We start from the raw sequence: 16,628 nt of genomic DNA, 5'->3' as shown, positions 1-16,628 counted from the left end.
TGTCGCGCAGTTGGCACTCACCGTTCCCTACGCCGGTTCGAAAGATTTGAGTGGTGGGACCGGACGGCCCGGAGACGGCCCAGGGTCGGCCGGCACCAACGCCGGTCGCACCGGGCCTTCCCGTGCTACTCGTCGATCGGGCGCACGAATTCCAGGGTCCACGTCTGCTGGAACTCGGGCTTGGGTGTGGTGAGTTCGATCTGCGCGCCGCGGTGGCTGGCGGACCAGGCGAGGCCCTTCTCCGAGAGGATCTTGACGCCGCCGAGAACCGGCTCGAAGGTGAACCTCGCCCACTCGCTGCTGGGGACGCTGTTGACCCAGAGTTTGTCCTCGGCGATCACCAGCCCCGCGGTCTCGTTGGCGGCGAGGCGAATCATGTAGGGCGCTCCCGGCTCCGGCTCGACGGGCTCGATGGCCCACTCCTGGTCGATAGGGAGGGGATTGAGGCGGTCGGTGATGACGGGGGCGCCGTACTTCACGGCGTACTCGGTGGCAGTCACCAAGGAGCTGGGGCCAATGATGTGGGCGTGAAGCTTGTAGACACCAGGTTTCAGTGGGATCGGAGGCATGGGCGGAATTCCCTCTCTCGCGCTCTGCTGTGAATCGATGACTTACTGTCACCAACACAGTCCCAACATCACCATGAGCCCAGCTCCGACGCACGAGGGGTTCCGCCATGCTGGCTACGGCAGGGTCCGGAGCGGTAGTCACGCAGATGGACAGGCACGCGAAAACAGGTGATGCACCTAGGAATGTTCCTAGGTGCATCACCTGGTGTTTCGGCTGTCGGGGTGGCGGGATTTGAACCCACGGCCTCTTCGTCCCGAACGAAGCGCGCTGCCAAGCTGCGCTACACCCCGGTGTCGCTGCTCGTCGCGGCGACGTCGTTTACTTTAGCCCACTGGTGGCCGGAGACGAAATCCGGTTTAGCGGGGGCGGCGGACGAGGTTCGGGCGGGTGTGGTCGAGGGTGACCAGGAGGACGGCGAGGGCGTAGGAGGCGAGGCCGAGGAGGAGGGCGTTGGCGAGGGTGCCCCTGTAGCCGTGCCGGTCGGCGTCGAGGAAGGGGTAGAGGTAGCGGGCCGGGGTGCCGGGGAGGAGCAGTTCGGCCCGGGCGAGGGAGAAGGCCAGGTAGGCCAGGGGATAGAGCATCCAGGTGGTGGCCTGGCGCAGGTGCAGGCGACCGGGGGTGGTGAGCAGGAGCCAGTCCAGGAGGGCTCCGAGGGGGACGGCCGTGTGGAGGAGCTGAAGGGCGGTCCACTGGCCGTGCCAGCGTGCCGGGAGCGTGGTCGCGTCCGTCATCGAGAACGGGGGCGTCGTGTGGGGGAGGAGCAGGTGGTAGACCGCCGCCGCGATCAGGGCGTACAGCAGCACCGCGCCGGTCAGCGCCGACGGCAGGGGGCGGCGGGCCGTTGCCGCGCGGTGGGCCGAGGCGGCGAAAGCCAGGGCCAGCAGGGTGTTGCTCTGGACGCTGAAGTAGCTCAGGGTCCGGGCCGGGCTGCCGAGCAGTAGCTCCAACGCGACGCCCGCCGTCGCGAGCACGGCGATCAGCAGGCGGAAGACCGCGGTCAGGGGGCGGTGTACGGGAGGCATCACCGCCGCGGCCGGGACCGGGGGGAGCGGCAGGGCGGGGGAACTCGGCACCGGGGGGAGGTCGGGGATGTCCCTGGGTATCGCCATGCCCTCACGCTAAGCAGGGTGGGCGAAAGGGGCGATCCGGGTGGATCCGGGTGGGTTACCTCCCCCGCGTCTTCCTCGGTCGCAGCCTTCTACTCCTTCGCCACCAGCGTCAGCAGCGACGCCTCCGGCGGGCACGCGAACCGTACCGGCGTGTAGCGGTTCGTGCCGCAGCCCGCCGAGACGTGGAGGTAGGCCGTACGGCCCTCCGCCGTGTGCGTGGACAGGCCCTTCACGCGGTCCGTGTCGATGTCGCAGTTGGTGACCAGGGCGCCGTAGAAGGGGACGCAGATCTGGCCGCCGTGGGTGTGGCCGGCCAGGATCAGGGGGTAGCCGTCGGCCGCGTACGCGTCCAGCGCGCGCAGGTAGGGAGCGTGCACCACGCCCATCGAGAAGTCGGCGGAGGCGGAGGGGCCGCCGGCGACCCGGGCGTAGCGGTCGCGCTTGATGTGCGGGTCGTCCAGGCCGGTCAGCTCCACCGAGACGCCCTCGATCTTGAGCTCGCCCCGGGTGTTGGTCAGGTTCAGCCAGCCCGCCCCGTCGAAGCCGTCCCGGAGGTCCTCCCACGGGTTGTGGATCGCGCCCACCACCGGCGGGTTGCCGTTCAGGCCGTGCCGGCCGCTGACCTTCTCCAGCAGGTAGCGGGCGGGGTTGCGGGGCTTGGGGCCGTAGTAGTCGTTGGAGCCGAAGACGTACGCGCCCGGGAACTCCATGAGGGGGCCGAGCGCGTCCAGTACCTCCGGCACGCCCTCGGGGTCGGAGAGGTTGTCGCCCGTGTTGATCACGAAGTCGGGGCGCAGGCCCGCCAGCGAGCGCAGCCAGCGCTGCTTCTTGCGCTGGTCGCGGACCATGTGGATGTCGGAGACCTGGAGCACGCGCAGCGGGCGCATGCCCGCGGGCAGGACGGGCACCGTCACCCGGCGGAGGCGGAAGGAGCGGACCTCGAAGCCCGCCGCATACACCAGACCGGCGGCCCCGGCCGCCACGACTCCCAGGGGTACTCCGTATCGCGCGCGCATACCCCCATCGTCTCAGACCCTGACGGGGCGTCGAGACGGGGCCGTCCCTCGAGGTGCTCGACGGGACCCCGTAAATCAGCGGGCGTTCGCGTCACCGCACCTGCGACAATCGAGCCATGACCACCACGCTCAAGTCGAAGCTTCACGACGACCTCAACGCCGCGATCAAGGAGCGCGACGAGCTCCGCTCCTCCACGCTCCGGCTGACGCTCGCCGCGATCACCAAGGAGGAGGTCGCGGGCAAGACGAAGCGCGAGCTCTCCGACGACGAGGTCCAGAAGGTGATCACCAAGGAGGCCAAGAAGCGCCGCGAGGCGGCCGAGGCCTTCGCGCAGGGTGGTCGCGCCGAGCAGGCCGAGCGGGAGAAGGCGGAGGGCGAGGTGCTCGCCGCGTACCTGCCCAAGCAGCTGTCCGACGAGGAGCTGGAAGCGATCGTGGCGCAGGCCGTCGGGGAGGCCAGGGCCGCCGGTGCCGAGGGGCCGCGGGCCATGGGCGCCGTGATGAAGATCGTGAACCCGAAGGTGGCCGGTCAGGCCGAGGGCGGCCGGGTCGCCGCCGTGGTCAAGAAGCTGCTGGCGGGCTGACCGCCACCCCGGTACACCGGCACGGGTACGACGGCGGGGCCGCACCCTCGGTCTGAGGGTGCGGCCCCGCCGCGTCGTCCGGTGGGATCAGCGCGTCCCGCCGTTCCCGTGCCCGTTGCGCCCCCCGTTGCCCTGCCCCTGGATGAAGCCGTCCGGGAAGGAGAAGGTGGGCGTCGGGAAGCCGGTGTTGTCGCCGGTCGTACCGCCGCCGATGAGCCCGCCGACGAGCCCGCCGGTGTTGTCGCCGTTGCCGCCGCCGTTCCCGTTGCCGTGCCCGTTGCCCTTGCCGTCGCCCTTGTCCTTGTTGTCGTCCGGGATGTCGACGAGGTTGAAGTCGGGGGCGTCCTTGCCGGCCAGCGCGCCGTCCATGGCGTCGCGCCAGATCGGGCCGGGGACCCGGCCGCCGTAGACGAGGTCGTTGTACCGGCCGCCGATGGTGATGTTGACCATCTTCACGTTCTGCTTGGCGCTGCCGACCCAGACCGCACCCGCCAGGTTGGGCGTGTAGCCGACGAACCAGGCGTTCTTCCGCTCGTCCGTCGTACCCGTCTTGCCCGCGCTCTCGCGGTCGCTGAGTCCGGCCTGCTGGCCCGTACCGGAGTCGATCACGCCGCGCAGCAGGGTGTTGACCGTGTCGGCGGTCTTCTCGCTCATCGCGCGCGAGCACGTCGACTTCGGCACTTCGAGCGACTTCTGCTCGTCACCGACCTTCTGGGTGATCGACTCGATGGCGATCGGCGTGCAGTACATGCCCCGGTCGGCGAAGGTGGCGTACGCGCTGGCCATCGTCAGCGGGGAGAGACCGATCGCGCCGAGGGCGATGGAGGGGTTCTCGGGGAGCTTGTCGCCGTTGCCCTGGACCACGTGCAGGCCATCGGTCATCTTCATCACCGGGCACAGGCCGATGTCGGAGATGAGCTGCACGAAGTAGGTGTTGACGGACTTCGCCATCGCCTCCTTCATGCGGTACGGGCCCTTCTCGGACTCGCTCTCGTTCTCCACCGTGTACGAGCGGTCGTTGACCCACGGCTTGCTGCTGCAGGTCTGCACGGGGCTCGGATAGTTCATCTTGTACGGCGCCGAGTACTGCTGCGTCGGGGGCTTGCCGCCCTCTATGGCGGCGGCGGCCACGAACGGCTTGAAGGTCGAACCGGTCGGGAAGCCGAAGTTCGAGCCGCCCATGTCGCGGTTGACGGAGTAGTTGTACTCGGTCTCGTCCTTGCCGTAGCCGTACGGCTTCGACTGGCCCATCGCCAGGATCTTGCCGGTGCCGGGCTCCACCAGGGTGGAGGCGGCGGCGACCCGGTCGGACTTGTAGACGTGCTCCTTGAGGGAGGCCTGCACCGACTCCTGGGCCTGCGGTTCGAGCGTCGTACGGATCGTCAGGCCGCCCTTGTTCCACAGCTTGGCGCGCGCCTCGCGCGTCTTGCCGAAGGTGGGGTCGGTGAGGAAGACGTTCTCGACGTACTTGCAGAAGAACGCCGCCCCCTTGGAGGCGGTGATGCAGCCGTTCTTGGGCCGGCTGACGTGCAGCCCGAGCGGGGCCTTCCTGGCCTTGTCGGCCTCCCCGTTCGAGATGTCGCCGACCTGGGCCATACGGGTGAGCACGGTGTTGCGCCGCTTGGTGGCCTCGGCCTCGTCGTTGACCGGGTCGTACCGGCTCGGGGACTGCACGATGCCGGCCAGCAGCGCCGACTCCTGGAGGTTCAGGTCCTTGGCGTGCTTGGAGAAGTAGCGCTGCGAGGCCGCCTCGATGCCGTAGGCCTGCTCGCCGAAGAAGGTGATGTTCAGGTAGTTCTCGAGGATCTTCTTCTTGCCCAGCTTGTCCTCGAGCTGGATCGCGTACTTCAGCTCGCGGATCTTGCGGCCCAGCGTCTGCTGGGTGGCCTGCGCGACCTTCGTCGGGTCGTCGCCGGCCTCCTCGATGAAGTAGTTCTTCACCAGCTGCTGGGTGAGTGTGGAGGCGCCCTGGGCGACCCCGCCGCTCTGCGCGTTCTTGTTCAGGGCGCGCAGGACGCCCTTCAGGTCGATCGCGCCGTGCTGGTAGAAGCGGGAGTCCTCGATCGCGACGATCGCCTTCTGCATGTACGGCGAGATGTCCTTGAGGTCCACCACCGTACGGTCCCGCGAGTACACGGAGGCGATCTTGTGGCCCGCGCTGTCCAGGATCGCGGTGCGCTGACTGAGCTGTGGGCTCTTGAGGTTGGCGGGGATCTCGTCGAAGCCCTGCACCGTACCCTTGGCCGCGAGGCCGAGCGCGCCGGCCGCGGGCAGCGCGATGCCGGCCATCACCGCTCCCGCGAGCACACTGACACCGAGGAACTTGGCGGCCTGCTGTGCGGCCGACAGACCACCGCCCGAGCGCTTCTTTGGCATGAGGGCAGCCTACGTTCTCATTCGCCGGACACGCGTGAAGGCATTGGCCTAAGCTGCTCTCAACTGTCACAGCAGTGAGGCCACGTATCAATACGTCCCGCGACCCCGAATCGTTCCGGATGTAGCCGACTTTTTTGTGGGCGGCGTGTCCGAATCCGCCTCGTGTGTCACCTGGCGCCCGTTGTGGCGCACCACAGCTGTACCGGTTTGCCGGGATGATCACGCATGTCGCCAGCTCACTCCCGCGGGTGATCTGCCGCTTACCCATAGTCCGTTCGGGCCATTCAAGATTGGGCCCGAAGGGGGTGTTGCGCTGTGCCCACCTTCCGTAACGTCCTCAACTGGCGGCGGTGAATATGCCGCAAGCCGCCGTGGGGGAGCCTCGATTCGGGAGAGGACGGCGCCGGTATGGGCTGGGTAACCGACTGGAGTGCGCAGGCCGCCTGCCGCACTACCGATCCGGATGAACTGTTCGTTCAGGGAGCAGCGCAGAACAGGGCCAAGGCGGTGTGCACCGGATGCCCGGTACGCACCGAATGCCTGGCCGACGCGCTGGACAACCGCGTCGAGTTCGGCGTGTGGGGAGGCATGACGGAGCGCGAGCGCCGCGCACTGCTGCGCAGGCGGCCCACCGTGACCTCCTGGCGCAGGCTCCTGGAGACCGCGCGCTCGGAGTACGAGCGCGGAACCGGAATCGTGCCCCTCGACGACGACGAGGTGTACGAGAACTACGCGGCCGTGAGCTGACCTGAGGGCCTAGGAAAGTTCGGGCCGGCCGGCAGCGAGCCGGTCGCCGATGTTCCGCAGACCCGTGAGGTCGTGCACATCGCCGGGCAGCGCGGCCACTTCCACCACCGCCACCTCGGGGTGGAGCGCGGTGAAGCGGTCACGTGTGCGCTGCTCGCGGGAGAGCAGCCGCATGCGCTCGGCGTGCAGCCTCAGCAGGCCCGCGGCGAGCCGGTCGACGGACGCTTCCGTCGTGGAGGATTCCGCCGTGGGGGATTCGGGCGCGGTCGGCTCCGACGCGGAGGATTCTGAACTGCCGTACGTGTCGGGAGAGTTACGAAGTCCAGCTTTCCCGTCCCCCTGATCCACAATGCGGGGCTCTTCAAGATTTTCCGCGGCGGCGAGCGCACGCTCGGCCGACAAGCGGTCGGCGCCGCTGCCGTGGACCCGGTTGAGCACCAGCCCGACCAGCGGCATGTCCTCCGCGGCCAGCCGCTCGACGAAGTACGCGGCCTCGCGCAGCGCGTCCCGCTCCGGGGCCGCCACCACCAGGAACGCCGTGCCGGGCGCCTGGAGCAGCTTGTACGTGGCGTCCGCGCGCGTACGGAAGCCACCGAAGGTGGTGTCCATCGCGGCCACGAACGTCTGGACGTCCTTCAGCAGCTGACCGCCCAGCAGCTTCCCCAGCGTGCCCGTCATCATCGACATGCCCACGTTGAGGAAGGCCATCCCCGCGCGCCCGCCCAGCTTCGCGGGTGCCGTCAGCAGCCGGATCAGCCGGCCGTCCAGGAAGGAGCCGAGTCGTTTCGGCGCGTCCAGGAAGTCCAGCGCGGAGCGCGACGGCGGTGTGTCGACGACGATGAGGTCCCACTCGTCCTTCGCCCGCAGCTGCCCCAGCTTCTCCATCGCCATGTACTCCTGCGTGCCCGCGAAGCCCGCCGAGAGCGACTGGTAGAAGGGGTTCGACAGGATCGCGGCCGCCCGCTGGGGGTCGGCGTGCGCCTCGACGACCTCGTCGAAGGTGCGCTTCATGTCGAGCATCATGGCGTGCAGTTCGCCGTCGTTCTCGGTGCCCTTCACCCGGCGCGGCACGTTGTCCAGCGAGTCGATGCCCATGGACTGCGCCAGCCTGCGCGCCGGGTCGATGGTGAGGACGACCACCTTGCGGCCGCGCTCGGCGGCCCTGAGCCCGAGCGCCGCCGCGGTCGTGGTCTTGCCCACCCCGCCCGAGCCGCAGCACACCACGATCCGGGTCTCGGGGTCGTCGAGCAGCGGATCGACGTCGAGCACCCGCGTGGGAGAGAGCCGGTGGCGTGCGGTGTCCTGCGCCTGGGTCGGGTCCGGAGTCATGACATCCCCTGATTCCGCAGCTCGTGGGCGAGTTGGTACAGGCCCGCCAGGTCCATGCCCTCGGCGAGCAGCGGCAGCTCGTGCAGCGGCAGGCCGAGCTCACCCAGGGCCGCGCGCTGCTCCTGCTCCAGCGCGTACCGCTCGGCGTACTCCTCGGCCTGCTCCAGCAGCGGATCCACCAGCCGCTCGGCGTTCCCGCCCCGGCGCGCCCCGCCCAGCCCGGCGGCGGACAGCGACCGGGCGACGGCGGTGTGCTCCACGGTCCGTACGAGTTCCAGGTCGTCCGCGTCCAGCACCTCGGGCCGGACCATGTTCACCACGACCCGGCCCACCGGCAGCCGGGCCGCGCGCAGTTCCGCGATCCCGTCCGCGGTCTCCTGCACGGGCATCTCCTCGAGGAGCGTCACCAGGTGGACGGCCGTCTCGGGCGACTTCAGCACGCGCATCACGGCCTGCGCCTGATTGTGTATCGGGCCGATCTTGGCGAGCCCGGCGACCTCGTCGTTGACGTTGAGGAAGCGGGTGATGCGCCCGGTCGGTGGCGCGTCCATGACCACGTAGTCGTACGCGAACCGTCCGCTTCTGTCCTTGCGCCGGACCGCCTCGCACGCCTTGCCGGTGAGCAGGACGTCCCGCACCCCCGGCGCGATGGTGGTGGCGAAGTCGATGGCGCCGAGTTTCTTCAGGGCCCTGCCCGCGCTGCCCAGCTTGTAGAACATCTGGAGGTAGTCCAGAAGGGCCAGTTCGGGGTCGATGGCGAGGGCGAACACCTCCCCGCCCCCGGGCCCGACCGCGATCTTCCGTTCCTCGTAGGGCAGCGCCTGCGTTTCGAAGAGCTGTGCGATGCCCTGCCGACCCTCGACCTCGACGAGAAGCGTCCGCTTCCCCTCCGTGGCCAGGGCCAGCGCGAGTGCGGCGGCGACCGTCGTCTTTCCGGTCCCGCCCTTGCCGCTGACGACCTGGAGCCTGCTCACGTCTTCGAGCCTAACCAGTCCGCCCGCGGGCTACGCGGGAGGCTGTGGATAACAGGGGCTACAGTCGGCCACATGACCAAGTGGGAATACGCAACCGTGCCTCTGCTCGTCCATGCCACGAAGCAGATTCTGGACACCTGGGGCGAGGACGGCTGGGAGCTCGTCCAGGTCGTGCCCGGGCCGAACAACCCCGAACAGCTCGTGGCCTACCTGAAGCGGGAGAAGCAGTAATGGGCGCCGTCGAGGAGCGGCTGGCCGAACTCGGTCTGACCCTGCCGGAGGTCGTGCCCCCGCTGGCCTCCTACCAGCCGGCCGTGCAGTCCGGCCCCTACGTCTACACCTCCGGCCAGCTGCCGATGGTGGAGGGCAAGCTTCCGGTCACCGGCAAGGTGGGCCTGGAGGTCACCGCGGAGGAGGCCAAGGAGCTGGCCCGCACCTGCGCGCTGAACGCGCTGGCCGCCGTGAAGTCCGTCGCCGGCGACCTCGACCGCATCGCGCGCGTGGTGAAGGTCGTGGGCTTCGTCGCCTCGGCCGCCGACTTCACCGGCCAGCCGGGTGTCGTCAACGGCGCCAGCGAGCTGCTCGGCGAGGTCCTCGGCGACCGGGGCGTGCACGCGCGCAGCGCGGTCGGCGTCGCCGTGCTGCCGCTGGACGCGCCGGTGGAGGTCGAGGTCCAGGTGGAGCTCGTCCCGTAACACTCCGGGATATGCCCTGGCCCCGGGCGCCTCTCGAACATTCGCGCACCACGGGATAGCCTCCGGCCATGGCGAATGGGCAGTGGTACCCCCCGGAGTGGCCCGAACGCATCCGCGCGCACGCGGAGGGCACGCTCACGCCGGTGCTTCCCCGGCGCGCGGCCACGGTGATGCTCCTCAAGGACACCGGGGACCCCGCCACCGGTCCGATCGTGCACATGCTGCGCAGACGCGCCTCCATGGCCTTCGCCGGAGGCGCGTACGCGTATCCCGGCGGCGGGGTCGACCCGCGCGACGACCGCGACATCCGCTGGGCGGGCCCCACGCGCGCGTGGTGGGCCGACCGGCTCGGCGTCGACGGGGCCGGTGCCCAGGCGATCGTCTGCGCGGCCGTCCGGGAGACGTACGAGGAGGCGGGCGTTCTGCTCGCCGGCCCCACGCCCGAGTCGGTGGTCGGCGACACCACCGGCGCCGACTGGGAGACGGACCGCGCCGCCCTGGTCGCCCGGGAGCTGTCCTTCGCGGAGTTCCTGGACCGCCGCGGCCTGGTGCTGCGCTCCGACCTGCTGGGCGCCTGGGCCCGCTGGATCACCCCCGAGTTCGAGAGCCGCCGCTACGACACCTGGTTCTTCGTGGCCGCCCTGCCCGAGGGCCAGCGCACCCGCAACGCCTCCACCGAGGCCGACCGCACGGTGTGGATCCGGCCCCGGGAAGCGGCGGACCGGTACGACAAGGGCGAGTTGCTGATGATGCCGCCCACCATCGCCACCCTGCGCGAGCTGTCCCCGTACGGCACCGCCGCCGCGGCCCTCGCCGCCGCGCCCGCGCGCGACCTGACCCCCGTCCTGGCCCGGGCCCGTCTGGTGGACGGCGAGATCGTCCTGTCCTGGCCGGGCCACGACGAGTTCACCAAGCACATCCCGACACTCCCGACGCCCGGTGGAGGCCCCGCATGACGGACGCACCAGCCCTGCCGGGCCGATCCCGGGGCGGGGTCGGGATTCCTCGCGCATCCCTCCCACCGCTGCGCGGCGAGGCTGCGCCGGCCGGGGGCCGGCGTCCTGACGGGACCGTGACCCTGCCGGACGACGTGATCGCGACGCTGCCGGAAGGAGCCCTCGCATGACGGACGCAGCAGCCCTGCCCGGCCAGCCCCGCGGCGGAGTCCTGGCCGGGCCCGCCACGGAGCGTGCCGTCAACGTGCTGGCGCCCAACGCCTCCGCGATGACCCTGGACGGCACGAACACCTGGATCGTCTCCGAGCCCGGCTCCGAGCTCGCCGCGGTCGTCGACCCGGGCCCCCTGGACGACGGCCACCTGCGCGCGGTCGTCGACGCGGCCGAGAAGGCCGGCAAACGCGTCGCCCTCACCCTGCTCACGCACGGCCACCCCGACCACGCCGAGGGCGCGGGGCGCTTCGCCGAACTCACCGGCACGCGCGTGCGTGCCCTGGACCCGGCGCTCAGGCTCGGCGACGAGGGCCTGGCCGCCGGTGACGTGATCACGGTCGGCGACCTGGAGCTGCGGGTCGTACCGACCCCGGGGCACACCGCGGACTCCCTGTGCTTCCACCTCCCGGCCGACCGTGCCGTCCTCACCGGCGACACGATCCTCGGACGCGGCACGACCGTCGTGGCGCATCCCGACGGCCGTCTGGGCGACTATCTGGACTCGCTGCGCCGCCTGAGGTCCCTTACGGTCGACGACGGCGTCCACACGGTCCTCCCGGGCCACGGCCCGGTCCTGGAGGACGCCCAGGGCGCCGTGGAGTTCTACCTCGCCCACCGCGCACACCGCCTCGCCCAGGTGGAGACGGCCGTCGAGGACGGCTACCGCACCCCCGGCCAGGTCGTCGCCCACGTCTACGCCGACGTGGACCGCACGCTGTGGCCGGCGGCGGAGCTGTCGGTGCGGGCCCAGCTGGACTACCTGAGCGAGCACGGACTGATCTAGTCCGGTCTGGGAGCCTTGGTTCCGTGCACGCGCGTGTACTCCTCCGCGAGCCAGGGCCCCAAGTCGTCGACGTAGGAGTGCAGGACCTCCGGGTCGCCGACGGGCTCGTAGCCGTACTCCGCGGCGGTACGCATCTGCCTGGCGCGCTCCGGGTAGTACGCGCCGAACACCTCGGCCATCTCGCGCAGGTCGCTGGTCCAGCCCTGCCAGCGGGGCATCACGAGGGTGAACCCCGTGCGCACGAGATGGCGTGACATGAAGCGCACGAGCGGCCGCCGGGCCTCTTCGCGGTCCTCGGCACCCGCTATGCGCTCCCGCCAGCGGGGCAGGAAGAGCGCCAGGTCGCCGTTGGTCTCGCGGGCCAGCAGGGAATCGGGCCGGTAGCGGGGCAGGAACGCCGCGAGGTCGGCACCGAGCAGCGGGGTGCACAGGCAGGCGACGAACCACCCCAGGTCGTACCGCTCCAGGTCGCTGAGCAGCCGGGCCCGGCCGTACAGCAGCGTCCCGGCGCCGTCGATCTGCGGGAACTCCTTGTCGAGCGCCGCACCGAGTACGCGTGCCGCCTGCCGGTCCGCGTCGGTCGGCTCCGCACGCAGGGCCACCAGCAGATCCAGATCGCTGCGCCCCACGCGCGCGGTGCCGCGCGGAACCGACCCGTAGAGGTACGCGCTGTGCAGGCGGGCACCGAAGACGTCCTGGAGCCGCTCGCGAGCGGCCGCCACGACGGGGCGGAAGGCGTCCGGGACGCGAGTGAGGGAGCCTTCGCGCTCGATGTAGCCCCGGTCGTCGAGACCCTTCGGGGGAACCGTGTCGGCCATGCGCTCACTGTGCCCGGCGGACGCCCGTGGGGCAGCCCGTTTTCCACGAGGGCCGGGCAGCCCGTTCCCGCGCGGCGCGGGACGTGCCCGTCCGCGCGGGCCGGGAAGCGCCCGGCGGCTACCGCGAGCGCTTCGCGAGCCTTTCCACGTCGAGCAGGATCACCGCACGCGCCTCCAGGCGCAGCCAGCCCCGCTGGGCGAAGTCCGCCAGCGCCTTGTTCACGGTCTCGCGCGAGGCGCCGACGAGCTGGGCCAGCTCCTCCTGCGTGAGGTCGTGGACGACGTGGATGCCCTCCTCCGACTGCACGCCGAAGCGGCGGGAGAGGTCCAGCAGGGCGCGGGCGACACGCCCGGGGACGTCGGAGAAGACCAGGTCGGACATCGCGTCGTTGGTCTTGCGCAGGCGGCGCGCGACGGCGCGCAGCAGGGCGCCGGCCACCTCGGGACGCACGTTCAGCCAGGGCTGGAGGTCACCGTGGCCCAGGCCCAGCAGCTTGACCTCGGTCAGCGCGGTCGCGGTCGCGGTGCGCGGGCCCGGGTCGAACAGCGACAGCTCGCCGATGAGCTCGCCGGGACCGACGACGGCCAGCATGTTCTCGCGGCCGTCGGGTGAGGTCCGGTGGAGCTTGACCTTGCCCTCGGTGACGACGTACAGCCGGTCACCGGGGTCGCCCTCGTGGAACAGTGAGTCACCGCGCGCGAGGGTCACCTCACTCATGGAGGCGCGGAGCTCCGCGGCCTGCTCGTCGTCGAGCGCCGCGAAGAGCGGGTTGCGCCGCAGAACGTCGTCCACGAGTTATCTCCCTTGTCGACCTGCTCAGGGGATCTTGCTCCCCCATGTGCCAGGGGACCGTGTTCCCCATTTTGCCGGACGATCCAAACAGTGTGATCTGTCACAAGGATGCCGCACAGGTGTCCCGGGGTAAGCGGGTGGGGTCCAATCGGGGGCCGATCTTCCGGGTCCGGGGCGGATGTCGGTGCCGGGCTTTAGGCTGGCCGGGTGTCCAAATCGCCGGTGAGAGCACAGGCCAAGGGGGCTGCGCGGGTGGTTGTACGTCGTGATTCCGCTGTGGGCGAACAGGATCCTGGTCGCGGTAATAAAACAGTCAAAACAGCTAAAAAGGTACCCGCGAGCGAGACGCGCACCGCTCTCGTCCGCAGGGCCCGGCGCATCAACCGCGAGCTCGCCGAGGTCTACCCGTACGCCCATCCGGAGCTCGACTACGAGAACCCCTTCCAGCTCCTGGTCGCCACGGTCCTGTCCGCCCAGACCACCGACCTGCGGGTCAACCAGACCACGCCCGCGCTCTTCGCCAAGTACCCCACCCCCGAGGACCTCGCCGGCGCGAACCCGGAGGCGGTCGAGGAGATCCTCCGCCCGTGCGGTTTCTTCCGGGCCAAGACCAAGTCGGTCATAGGGCTGTCCAAGGCCCTGACCGAGCAGTTCGGCGGCGAGGTCCCCGGGAAGCTGGAGGACCTGGTCAAGCTGCCCGGCGTCGGCCGCAAGACCGCCTTCGTCGTCCTCGGCAACGCCTTCGGGCGGCCCGGCATCACCGTGGACACGCACTTCCAGCGGCTGGTGCGGCGGTGGAAGTGGACCGAGGCGAGCGACCCGGACAAGATCGAGGCCGAGATCGGCGCACTCTTCCCCAAGAGCGACTGGACGGACCTCTCGCACCACGTGATCTGGCACGGCCGCCGCATCTGCCACGCCCGCAAGCCCGCCTGCGGCGCCTGCCCCATCGCCCCGCTCTGCCCGGCGTACGGCGAGGGCGAGACCGACCCCGAGAAGGCCAAGAAGCTCCTGAAGTACGAGAAGGGCGGCTTCCCCGGCCAGCGCCTGAAGCCCCCGCAGGCCTACCTCGACGCGGGCGGCCGCCCGGCGCCGCCGCTGGGGGCCGTATGACGGAACGATCTCGAGGCACCCGGGCGTTGAAGACGGCAGAACGGGGGTGGCGATGACGCACGCGAGCAATACCCAGGGCGGTGCGGTGACGCTCAGCAAGGTCGACCTGCCGGCCTGGCTGGAACCGGTGGTGCGGGCCGCGGAGACGGTCAAGCCGGTGCAGCTCAGCCGCTTCCTGCCGCCCGAGGACGGGGCGGGGCGCCAGTCCGCGGTGCTGATCCTGTTCGGCGACGGCGGTAACGGCGATGGCAGCGGCACCGGGAACGGCAATGGCGACGGCGAGCGCGGCCCCGAGCTGCTGCTGATGGAGCGCGCGAGCTCGTTGCGCTCCCACGCCGGGCAGCCCTCCTTCCCCGGCGGCGCCCTCGACCCCGAGGACGGCGACCCGAAGGGCGACGGACCGCTGCGGGCCGCGCTGCGCGAGGCCGAGGAGGAGACCGGTCTCGACCCGTCAGGGGTGCAGCTCTTCGGTGTGCTGCCCAAGCTGTACATCCCGGTCAGCGGGTTCGTCGTCACCCCGGTGCTCGGCTGGTGGCGCGAGCCCAGCCCGGTGGGCGTCGTCGACCCGAACGAGACCGCCCGTGTCTTCACGGTCCCCGTGGCGGATCTCACGGACCCCGCCAACCGCGCCACAGCCGTCCACCCCAGTGGTCACCGAGGTCCGGCATTCCTGGTCGAATCGGCACTGGTGTGGGGATTCACGGCCGGAATCATCGACCGTCTGCTGCACTACGCGGGCTGGGAGCGCCCGTGGGACCGGGAGAAGCAGGTCCCGCTCGACTGGCGGTCATGACAGGGTGATCCCCGTGCTGTGTCTACCCGGGGGACGTCCCCCGGCCCCCCGGCCGTGCTCGTGGGACCGGAGCTTGAAGAGTCGAGGCCTGAAACGGTGAACGTGCTGGACATCCTGTTGCTGGTCGCCGCCGTGTGGTTCGCGATCGTCGGCTACCGCCAGGGCTTCGTCGTCGGCATCCTGTCGGTGATCGGCTTCCTCGGCGGCGGGCTCGTCGCCGTCTACGCGCTGCCGGTCGTCTGGGACGCCGTGACCGGCAAGGCGGAGGTCAGCACGACCGCCGCTGTCGTCGCAGTGGTGGTCGTGATCGTCTGCGCCTCCATCGGTCAGGCCCTGACCACCCACCTCGGCAACAAACTGCGCCGGTACATCACCTGGTCCCCCGCCCGCGCCCTGGACGCCACCGGCGGGGCCCTGGTCAACGTGGTCGCGATGCTCCTCGTGGCGTGGCTGATCGGTTCCGCCCTCGCGGGCACCACGCTGCCGACGCTGGGCAAGGAGGTCCGCAACTCCAAGGTGCTCCTCGGCGTCTCCCAGGCGCTGCCCGCCCAGGCCGACAACTGGTTCGCGGACTTCTCCTCCGTCCTCGCGCAGAACGGCTTCCCGCAGGTCTTCAGCCCCTTCGCCAACGAGCCGATCACCGACGTACAGCCCCCCGACCCGGCCCTGGCGGGCAGCGCGGTCGCCGCGCACGCCCAGCGGTCCGTCGTCAAGGTCATGGGCACCGCCCAGAGCTGCGGCAAGGTCCTGGAGGGCAGCGGCTTCGTGTTCGCCGACCGCCGCGTGATGACCAACGCGCACGTGGTCGGCGGCGTCGACGAGCCGACCGTGCAGATAGGCGGAGAGGGCCGCAAGTACGACGCGAAGGTCGTCCTCTACGACTGGCACCGCGACATCGCCGTCCTCGACGTCCCCGACCTGAAGGCGCACCCCCTCAGCTTCTCCGCGAAGGACGCGGCGAGCGACGACGGCGCGATCGTCGCGGGCTTCCCGCAGAACGGCTCGTACGACGTCCGCGCCGCGCGGGTACGCGGCCGCATCACGGCCAACGGCCCGGACATCTACCACCGTGGCACCGTCCGCCGTGACGTCTACTCGCTCTACGCGACCGTCCGCCAGGGCAACTCCGGCGGCCCGCTGCTCACGCCCGAGGGCAAGGTGTACGGCGTGGTCTTCGCGAAGTCCCTGGACGACGCCGAGACCGGTTACGCGCTCACCGCGGACGAGATCCAGCAGGACATCGACCAGGGGCGTACCGCGAACCAGCAGGTGGGCACCGACAGCTGCGCTCTGTAGGGCGAGGGGCGCCGACGGGGGCTCAGCCGCGGGGGTGACGCAGGCGTACCGAGACCCAGCGGGCCCGGCGGCGCAGGATGCGCGGGATTCCCACCCGGAGGTCCGTGCCCTGCATCTGCGGAGCGCCTCCCCGGTGCGCGCTCAGGCCGGTGGCCGAGCGTCGGTTACGGGGTGCGTCACTGTAGTCGTGCGTCCAGCCCATACCCGGACGTGTGCCCCCGCCCCAAGGTCGATAACCGCCTCGGAGCGCCCCAATTGGCCTATGCGCTGGGCATGTGGCCGTTCGTGGAACAGGTGTTCACGTTCGGATACCGGGCGCATTGGCCCGGTCACCGATCCGACCCGGGGCTTTTCGGTCACCCGGGCCGGATCGCATGCGCTGCCGGATCCTCTGCGCGCGGGCTGTGCTGACCGGCGGCTGTGCTGACCCGGGGGGGGGTAACCCCCGGACCCCCAGCCCGA

Annotated in this window: 18 protein-coding genes and 1 tRNA gene; 9 read left to right on the top strand and 10 right to left on the bottom strand. The window is 70.7% G+C overall.

All coding sequences use genetic code 11. From position 1 onward, the window contains the following. Positions 1-125: 125 nt before the first annotated feature. The 4 genes from ACFY01_RS21125 to ACFY01_RS21110 form a co-directional block, all read right to left on the bottom strand. Positions 126-500, bottom strand: a complete 375-nt coding sequence (locus tag ACFY01_RS21125; RefSeq protein ID WP_390737501.1) for a hypothetical protein — start codon at positions 498-500, stop codon at positions 126-128. A gap of 286 nt (positions 501-786) precedes the next feature. After that, positions 787-860 (bottom strand) — tRNA-Pro (locus ACFY01_RS21120). Positions 861-926: 66 nt separating this feature from the next. Then, positions 927-1,679, bottom strand: coding sequence for a Pr6Pr family membrane protein (locus tag ACFY01_RS21115; RefSeq protein WP_390737239.1), 753 nt, complete (start codon positions 1,677-1,679; stop codon positions 927-929). A gap of 89 nt (positions 1,680-1,768) precedes the next feature. Continuing rightward, on the bottom strand, positions 1,769-2,695 hold the full coding sequence (locus ACFY01_RS21110; protein WP_390737238.1) for a metallophosphoesterase: 927 nt from the start codon (positions 2,693-2,695) through the stop codon (positions 1,769-1,771). 116 nt (positions 2,696-2,811) lie between these two features. Here ACFY01_RS21110 and ACFY01_RS21105 point away from each other — a divergent pair, with 116 nt between their 5' ends. Next, complete coding sequence (locus tag ACFY01_RS21105; protein ID WP_390737237.1) at positions 2,812-3,279, top strand: GatB/YqeY domain-containing protein; 468 nt, start codon at positions 2,812-2,814, stop codon at positions 3,277-3,279. 87 nt (positions 3,280-3,366) lie between these two features. Here ACFY01_RS21105 and ACFY01_RS21100 read toward each other — a convergent pair whose 3' ends face one another. Next, a complete protein-coding gene (locus ACFY01_RS21100; protein WP_390737236.1) occupies positions 3,367-5,655 on the bottom strand; it encodes a transglycosylase domain-containing protein in 2,289 nt (762 codons plus the stop codon). A 408-nt stretch (positions 5,656-6,063) separates the two neighbouring features. On the opposite strand from ACFY01_RS21100, the gene wblA reads away from it, so the two are divergent. Further along, on the top strand, positions 6,064-6,402 hold the full coding sequence (gene wblA / locus ACFY01_RS21095; protein ID WP_189956079.1) for a transcriptional regulator WblA: 339 nt from the start codon (positions 6,064-6,066) through the stop codon (positions 6,400-6,402). Positions 6,403-6,411: 9 nt separating this feature from the next. On the opposite strand, the gene ACFY01_RS21090 is transcribed toward wblA, so the two are convergent. Continuing rightward, positions 6,412-7,731 carry an ArsA family ATPase gene (locus ACFY01_RS21090; RefSeq protein WP_390737235.1) on the bottom strand — a complete coding sequence of 440 codons (1,320 nt, stop codon included), beginning with the start codon at positions 7,729-7,731 and terminating at the stop codon, positions 6,412-6,414. After that, on the bottom strand, positions 7,728-8,705 hold the full coding sequence (locus ACFY01_RS21085) for an ArsA family ATPase (RefSeq protein WP_390737234.1): 978 nt from the start codon (positions 8,703-8,705) through the stop codon (positions 7,728-7,730). Before ACFY01_RS21085 ends, ACFY01_RS21090 begins: the two co-directional genes overlap by 4 nt. Before the next feature lie 72 nt (positions 8,706-8,777). Between ACFY01_RS21085 and ACFY01_RS21080 the strand changes: the two genes are divergently transcribed. From ACFY01_RS21080 to ACFY01_RS21065, 4 genes are all read left to right on the top strand, one after another. Beyond that, positions 8,778-8,936 carry a DUF4177 domain-containing protein gene (locus ACFY01_RS21080; RefSeq protein WP_003991873.1) on the top strand — a complete coding sequence of 53 codons (159 nt, stop codon included), beginning with the start codon at positions 8,778-8,780 and terminating at the stop codon, positions 8,934-8,936. Next, positions 8,936-9,400, top strand: coding sequence for a RidA family protein (locus ACFY01_RS21075; protein ID WP_390737233.1), 465 nt, complete (start codon positions 8,936-8,938; stop codon positions 9,398-9,400). Before ACFY01_RS21080 ends, ACFY01_RS21075 begins: the two co-directional genes overlap by 1 nt. Positions 9,401-9,468: 68 nt before the next feature. Next, entirely contained in the window at positions 9,469-10,356 is an 888-nt protein-coding gene (locus ACFY01_RS21070) for an NUDIX hydrolase (protein ID WP_390737232.1), read from the top strand. A gap of 166 nt (positions 10,357-10,522) precedes the next feature. After that, positions 10,523-11,353, top strand: coding sequence for an MBL fold metallo-hydrolase (locus ACFY01_RS21065; RefSeq protein WP_361797959.1), 831 nt, complete (start codon positions 10,523-10,525; stop codon positions 11,351-11,353). On the opposite strand, the gene ACFY01_RS21060 is transcribed toward ACFY01_RS21065, so the two are convergent. Both ACFY01_RS21060 and ACFY01_RS21055 read right to left on the bottom strand, forming a co-directional pair. Beyond that, complete coding sequence (locus ACFY01_RS21060; protein WP_390737231.1) at positions 11,350-12,171, bottom strand: nucleotidyltransferase domain-containing protein; 822 nt, start codon at positions 12,169-12,171, stop codon at positions 11,350-11,352. The two genes, ACFY01_RS21065 and ACFY01_RS21060, sit on opposite strands and share 4 nt — an antisense overlap. Before the next feature lie 118 nt (positions 12,172-12,289). Continuing rightward, a complete protein-coding gene (locus ACFY01_RS21055) occupies positions 12,290-12,964 on the bottom strand; it encodes a Crp/Fnr family transcriptional regulator (protein WP_030734182.1) in 675 nt (224 codons plus the stop codon). A 276-nt stretch (positions 12,965-13,240) separates the two neighbouring features. Here ACFY01_RS21055 and nth point away from each other — a divergent pair, with 276 nt between their 5' ends. From nth to ACFY01_RS21040, 3 genes are all read left to right on the top strand, one after another. After that, positions 13,241-14,077 carry an endonuclease III gene (gene nth / locus ACFY01_RS21050; RefSeq protein WP_390737230.1) on the top strand — a complete coding sequence of 279 codons (837 nt, stop codon included), beginning with the start codon at positions 13,241-13,243 and terminating at the stop codon, positions 14,075-14,077. A 52-nt stretch (positions 14,078-14,129) separates the two neighbouring features. Then, positions 14,130-14,870, top strand: coding sequence for an NUDIX hydrolase (locus ACFY01_RS21045; protein ID WP_390737229.1), 741 nt, complete (start codon positions 14,130-14,132; stop codon positions 14,868-14,870). A gap of 96 nt (positions 14,871-14,966) precedes the next feature. Next, positions 14,967-16,166 carry a MarP family serine protease gene (locus tag ACFY01_RS21040; RefSeq protein ID WP_390737228.1) on the top strand — a complete coding sequence of 400 codons (1,200 nt, stop codon included), beginning with the start codon at positions 14,967-14,969 and terminating at the stop codon, positions 16,164-16,166. Between the two features lie 22 nt (positions 16,167-16,188). Here the strand turns inward: ACFY01_RS21040 and ACFY01_RS21035 are convergent, their stop codons facing one another. Further along, positions 16,189-16,368, bottom strand: coding sequence for a hypothetical protein (locus tag ACFY01_RS21035; protein WP_361446172.1), 180 nt, complete (start codon positions 16,366-16,368; stop codon positions 16,189-16,191). Positions 16,369-16,628 lie beyond the last annotated feature (260 nt).

This window comes from Streptomyces sp. NPDC001480, from assembly GCF_042894725.1.
Classification (GTDB): Bacteria; Actinomycetota; Actinomycetes; order Streptomycetales; family Streptomycetaceae; genus Streptomyces.
Note: the sequence above shows the minus strand (reverse complement) of the source record. Positions and strands in the feature narration are given on the sequence as shown.

Coding starts and splice junctions, on each gene's coding strand:
- ACFY01_RS21115 (WP_390737239.1), bottom strand. CDS start 1,679: ATGGCGATACCCAGGGACATCCCCGACCTCCCCCCGGTGCCGAGTTCC.
- ACFY01_RS21110 (WP_390737238.1), bottom strand. CDS start 2,695: ATGCGCGCGCGATACGGAGTACCCCTGGGAGTCGTGGCGGCCGGGGCC.
- ACFY01_RS21105 (WP_390737237.1), top strand. CDS start 2,812: ATGACCACCACGCTCAAGTCGAAGCTTCACGACGACCTCAACGCCGCG.
- ACFY01_RS21100 (WP_390737236.1), bottom strand. CDS start 5,655: ATGCCAAAGAAGCGCTCGGGCGGTGGTCTGTCGGCCGCACAGCAGGCC.
- wblA (WP_189956079.1), top strand. CDS start 6,064: ATGGGCTGGGTAACCGACTGGAGTGCGCAGGCCGCCTGCCGCACTACC.
- ACFY01_RS21090 (WP_390737235.1), bottom strand. CDS start 7,731: ATGACTCCGGACCCGACCCAGGCGCAGGACACCGCACGCCACCGGCTC.
- ACFY01_RS21080 (WP_003991873.1), top strand. CDS start 8,778: ATGACCAAGTGGGAATACGCAACCGTGCCTCTGCTCGTCCATGCCACG.
- ACFY01_RS21075 (WP_390737233.1), top strand. CDS start 8,936: ATGGGCGCCGTCGAGGAGCGGCTGGCCGAACTCGGTCTGACCCTGCCG.
- ACFY01_RS21070 (WP_390737232.1), top strand. CDS start 9,469: ATGGCGAATGGGCAGTGGTACCCCCCGGAGTGGCCCGAACGCATCCGC.
- ACFY01_RS21065 (WP_361797959.1), top strand. CDS start 10,523: ATGACGGACGCAGCAGCCCTGCCCGGCCAGCCCCGCGGCGGAGTCCTG.
- ACFY01_RS21060 (WP_390737231.1), bottom strand. CDS start 12,171: ATGGCCGACACGGTTCCCCCGAAGGGTCTCGACGACCGGGGCTACATC.
- ACFY01_RS21045 (WP_390737229.1), top strand. CDS start 14,130: ATGACGCACGCGAGCAATACCCAGGGCGGTGCGGTGACGCTCAGCAAG.
- ACFY01_RS21035 (WP_361446172.1), bottom strand. CDS start 16,368: ATGGGCTGGACGCACGACTACAGTGACGCACCCCGTAACCGACGCTCG.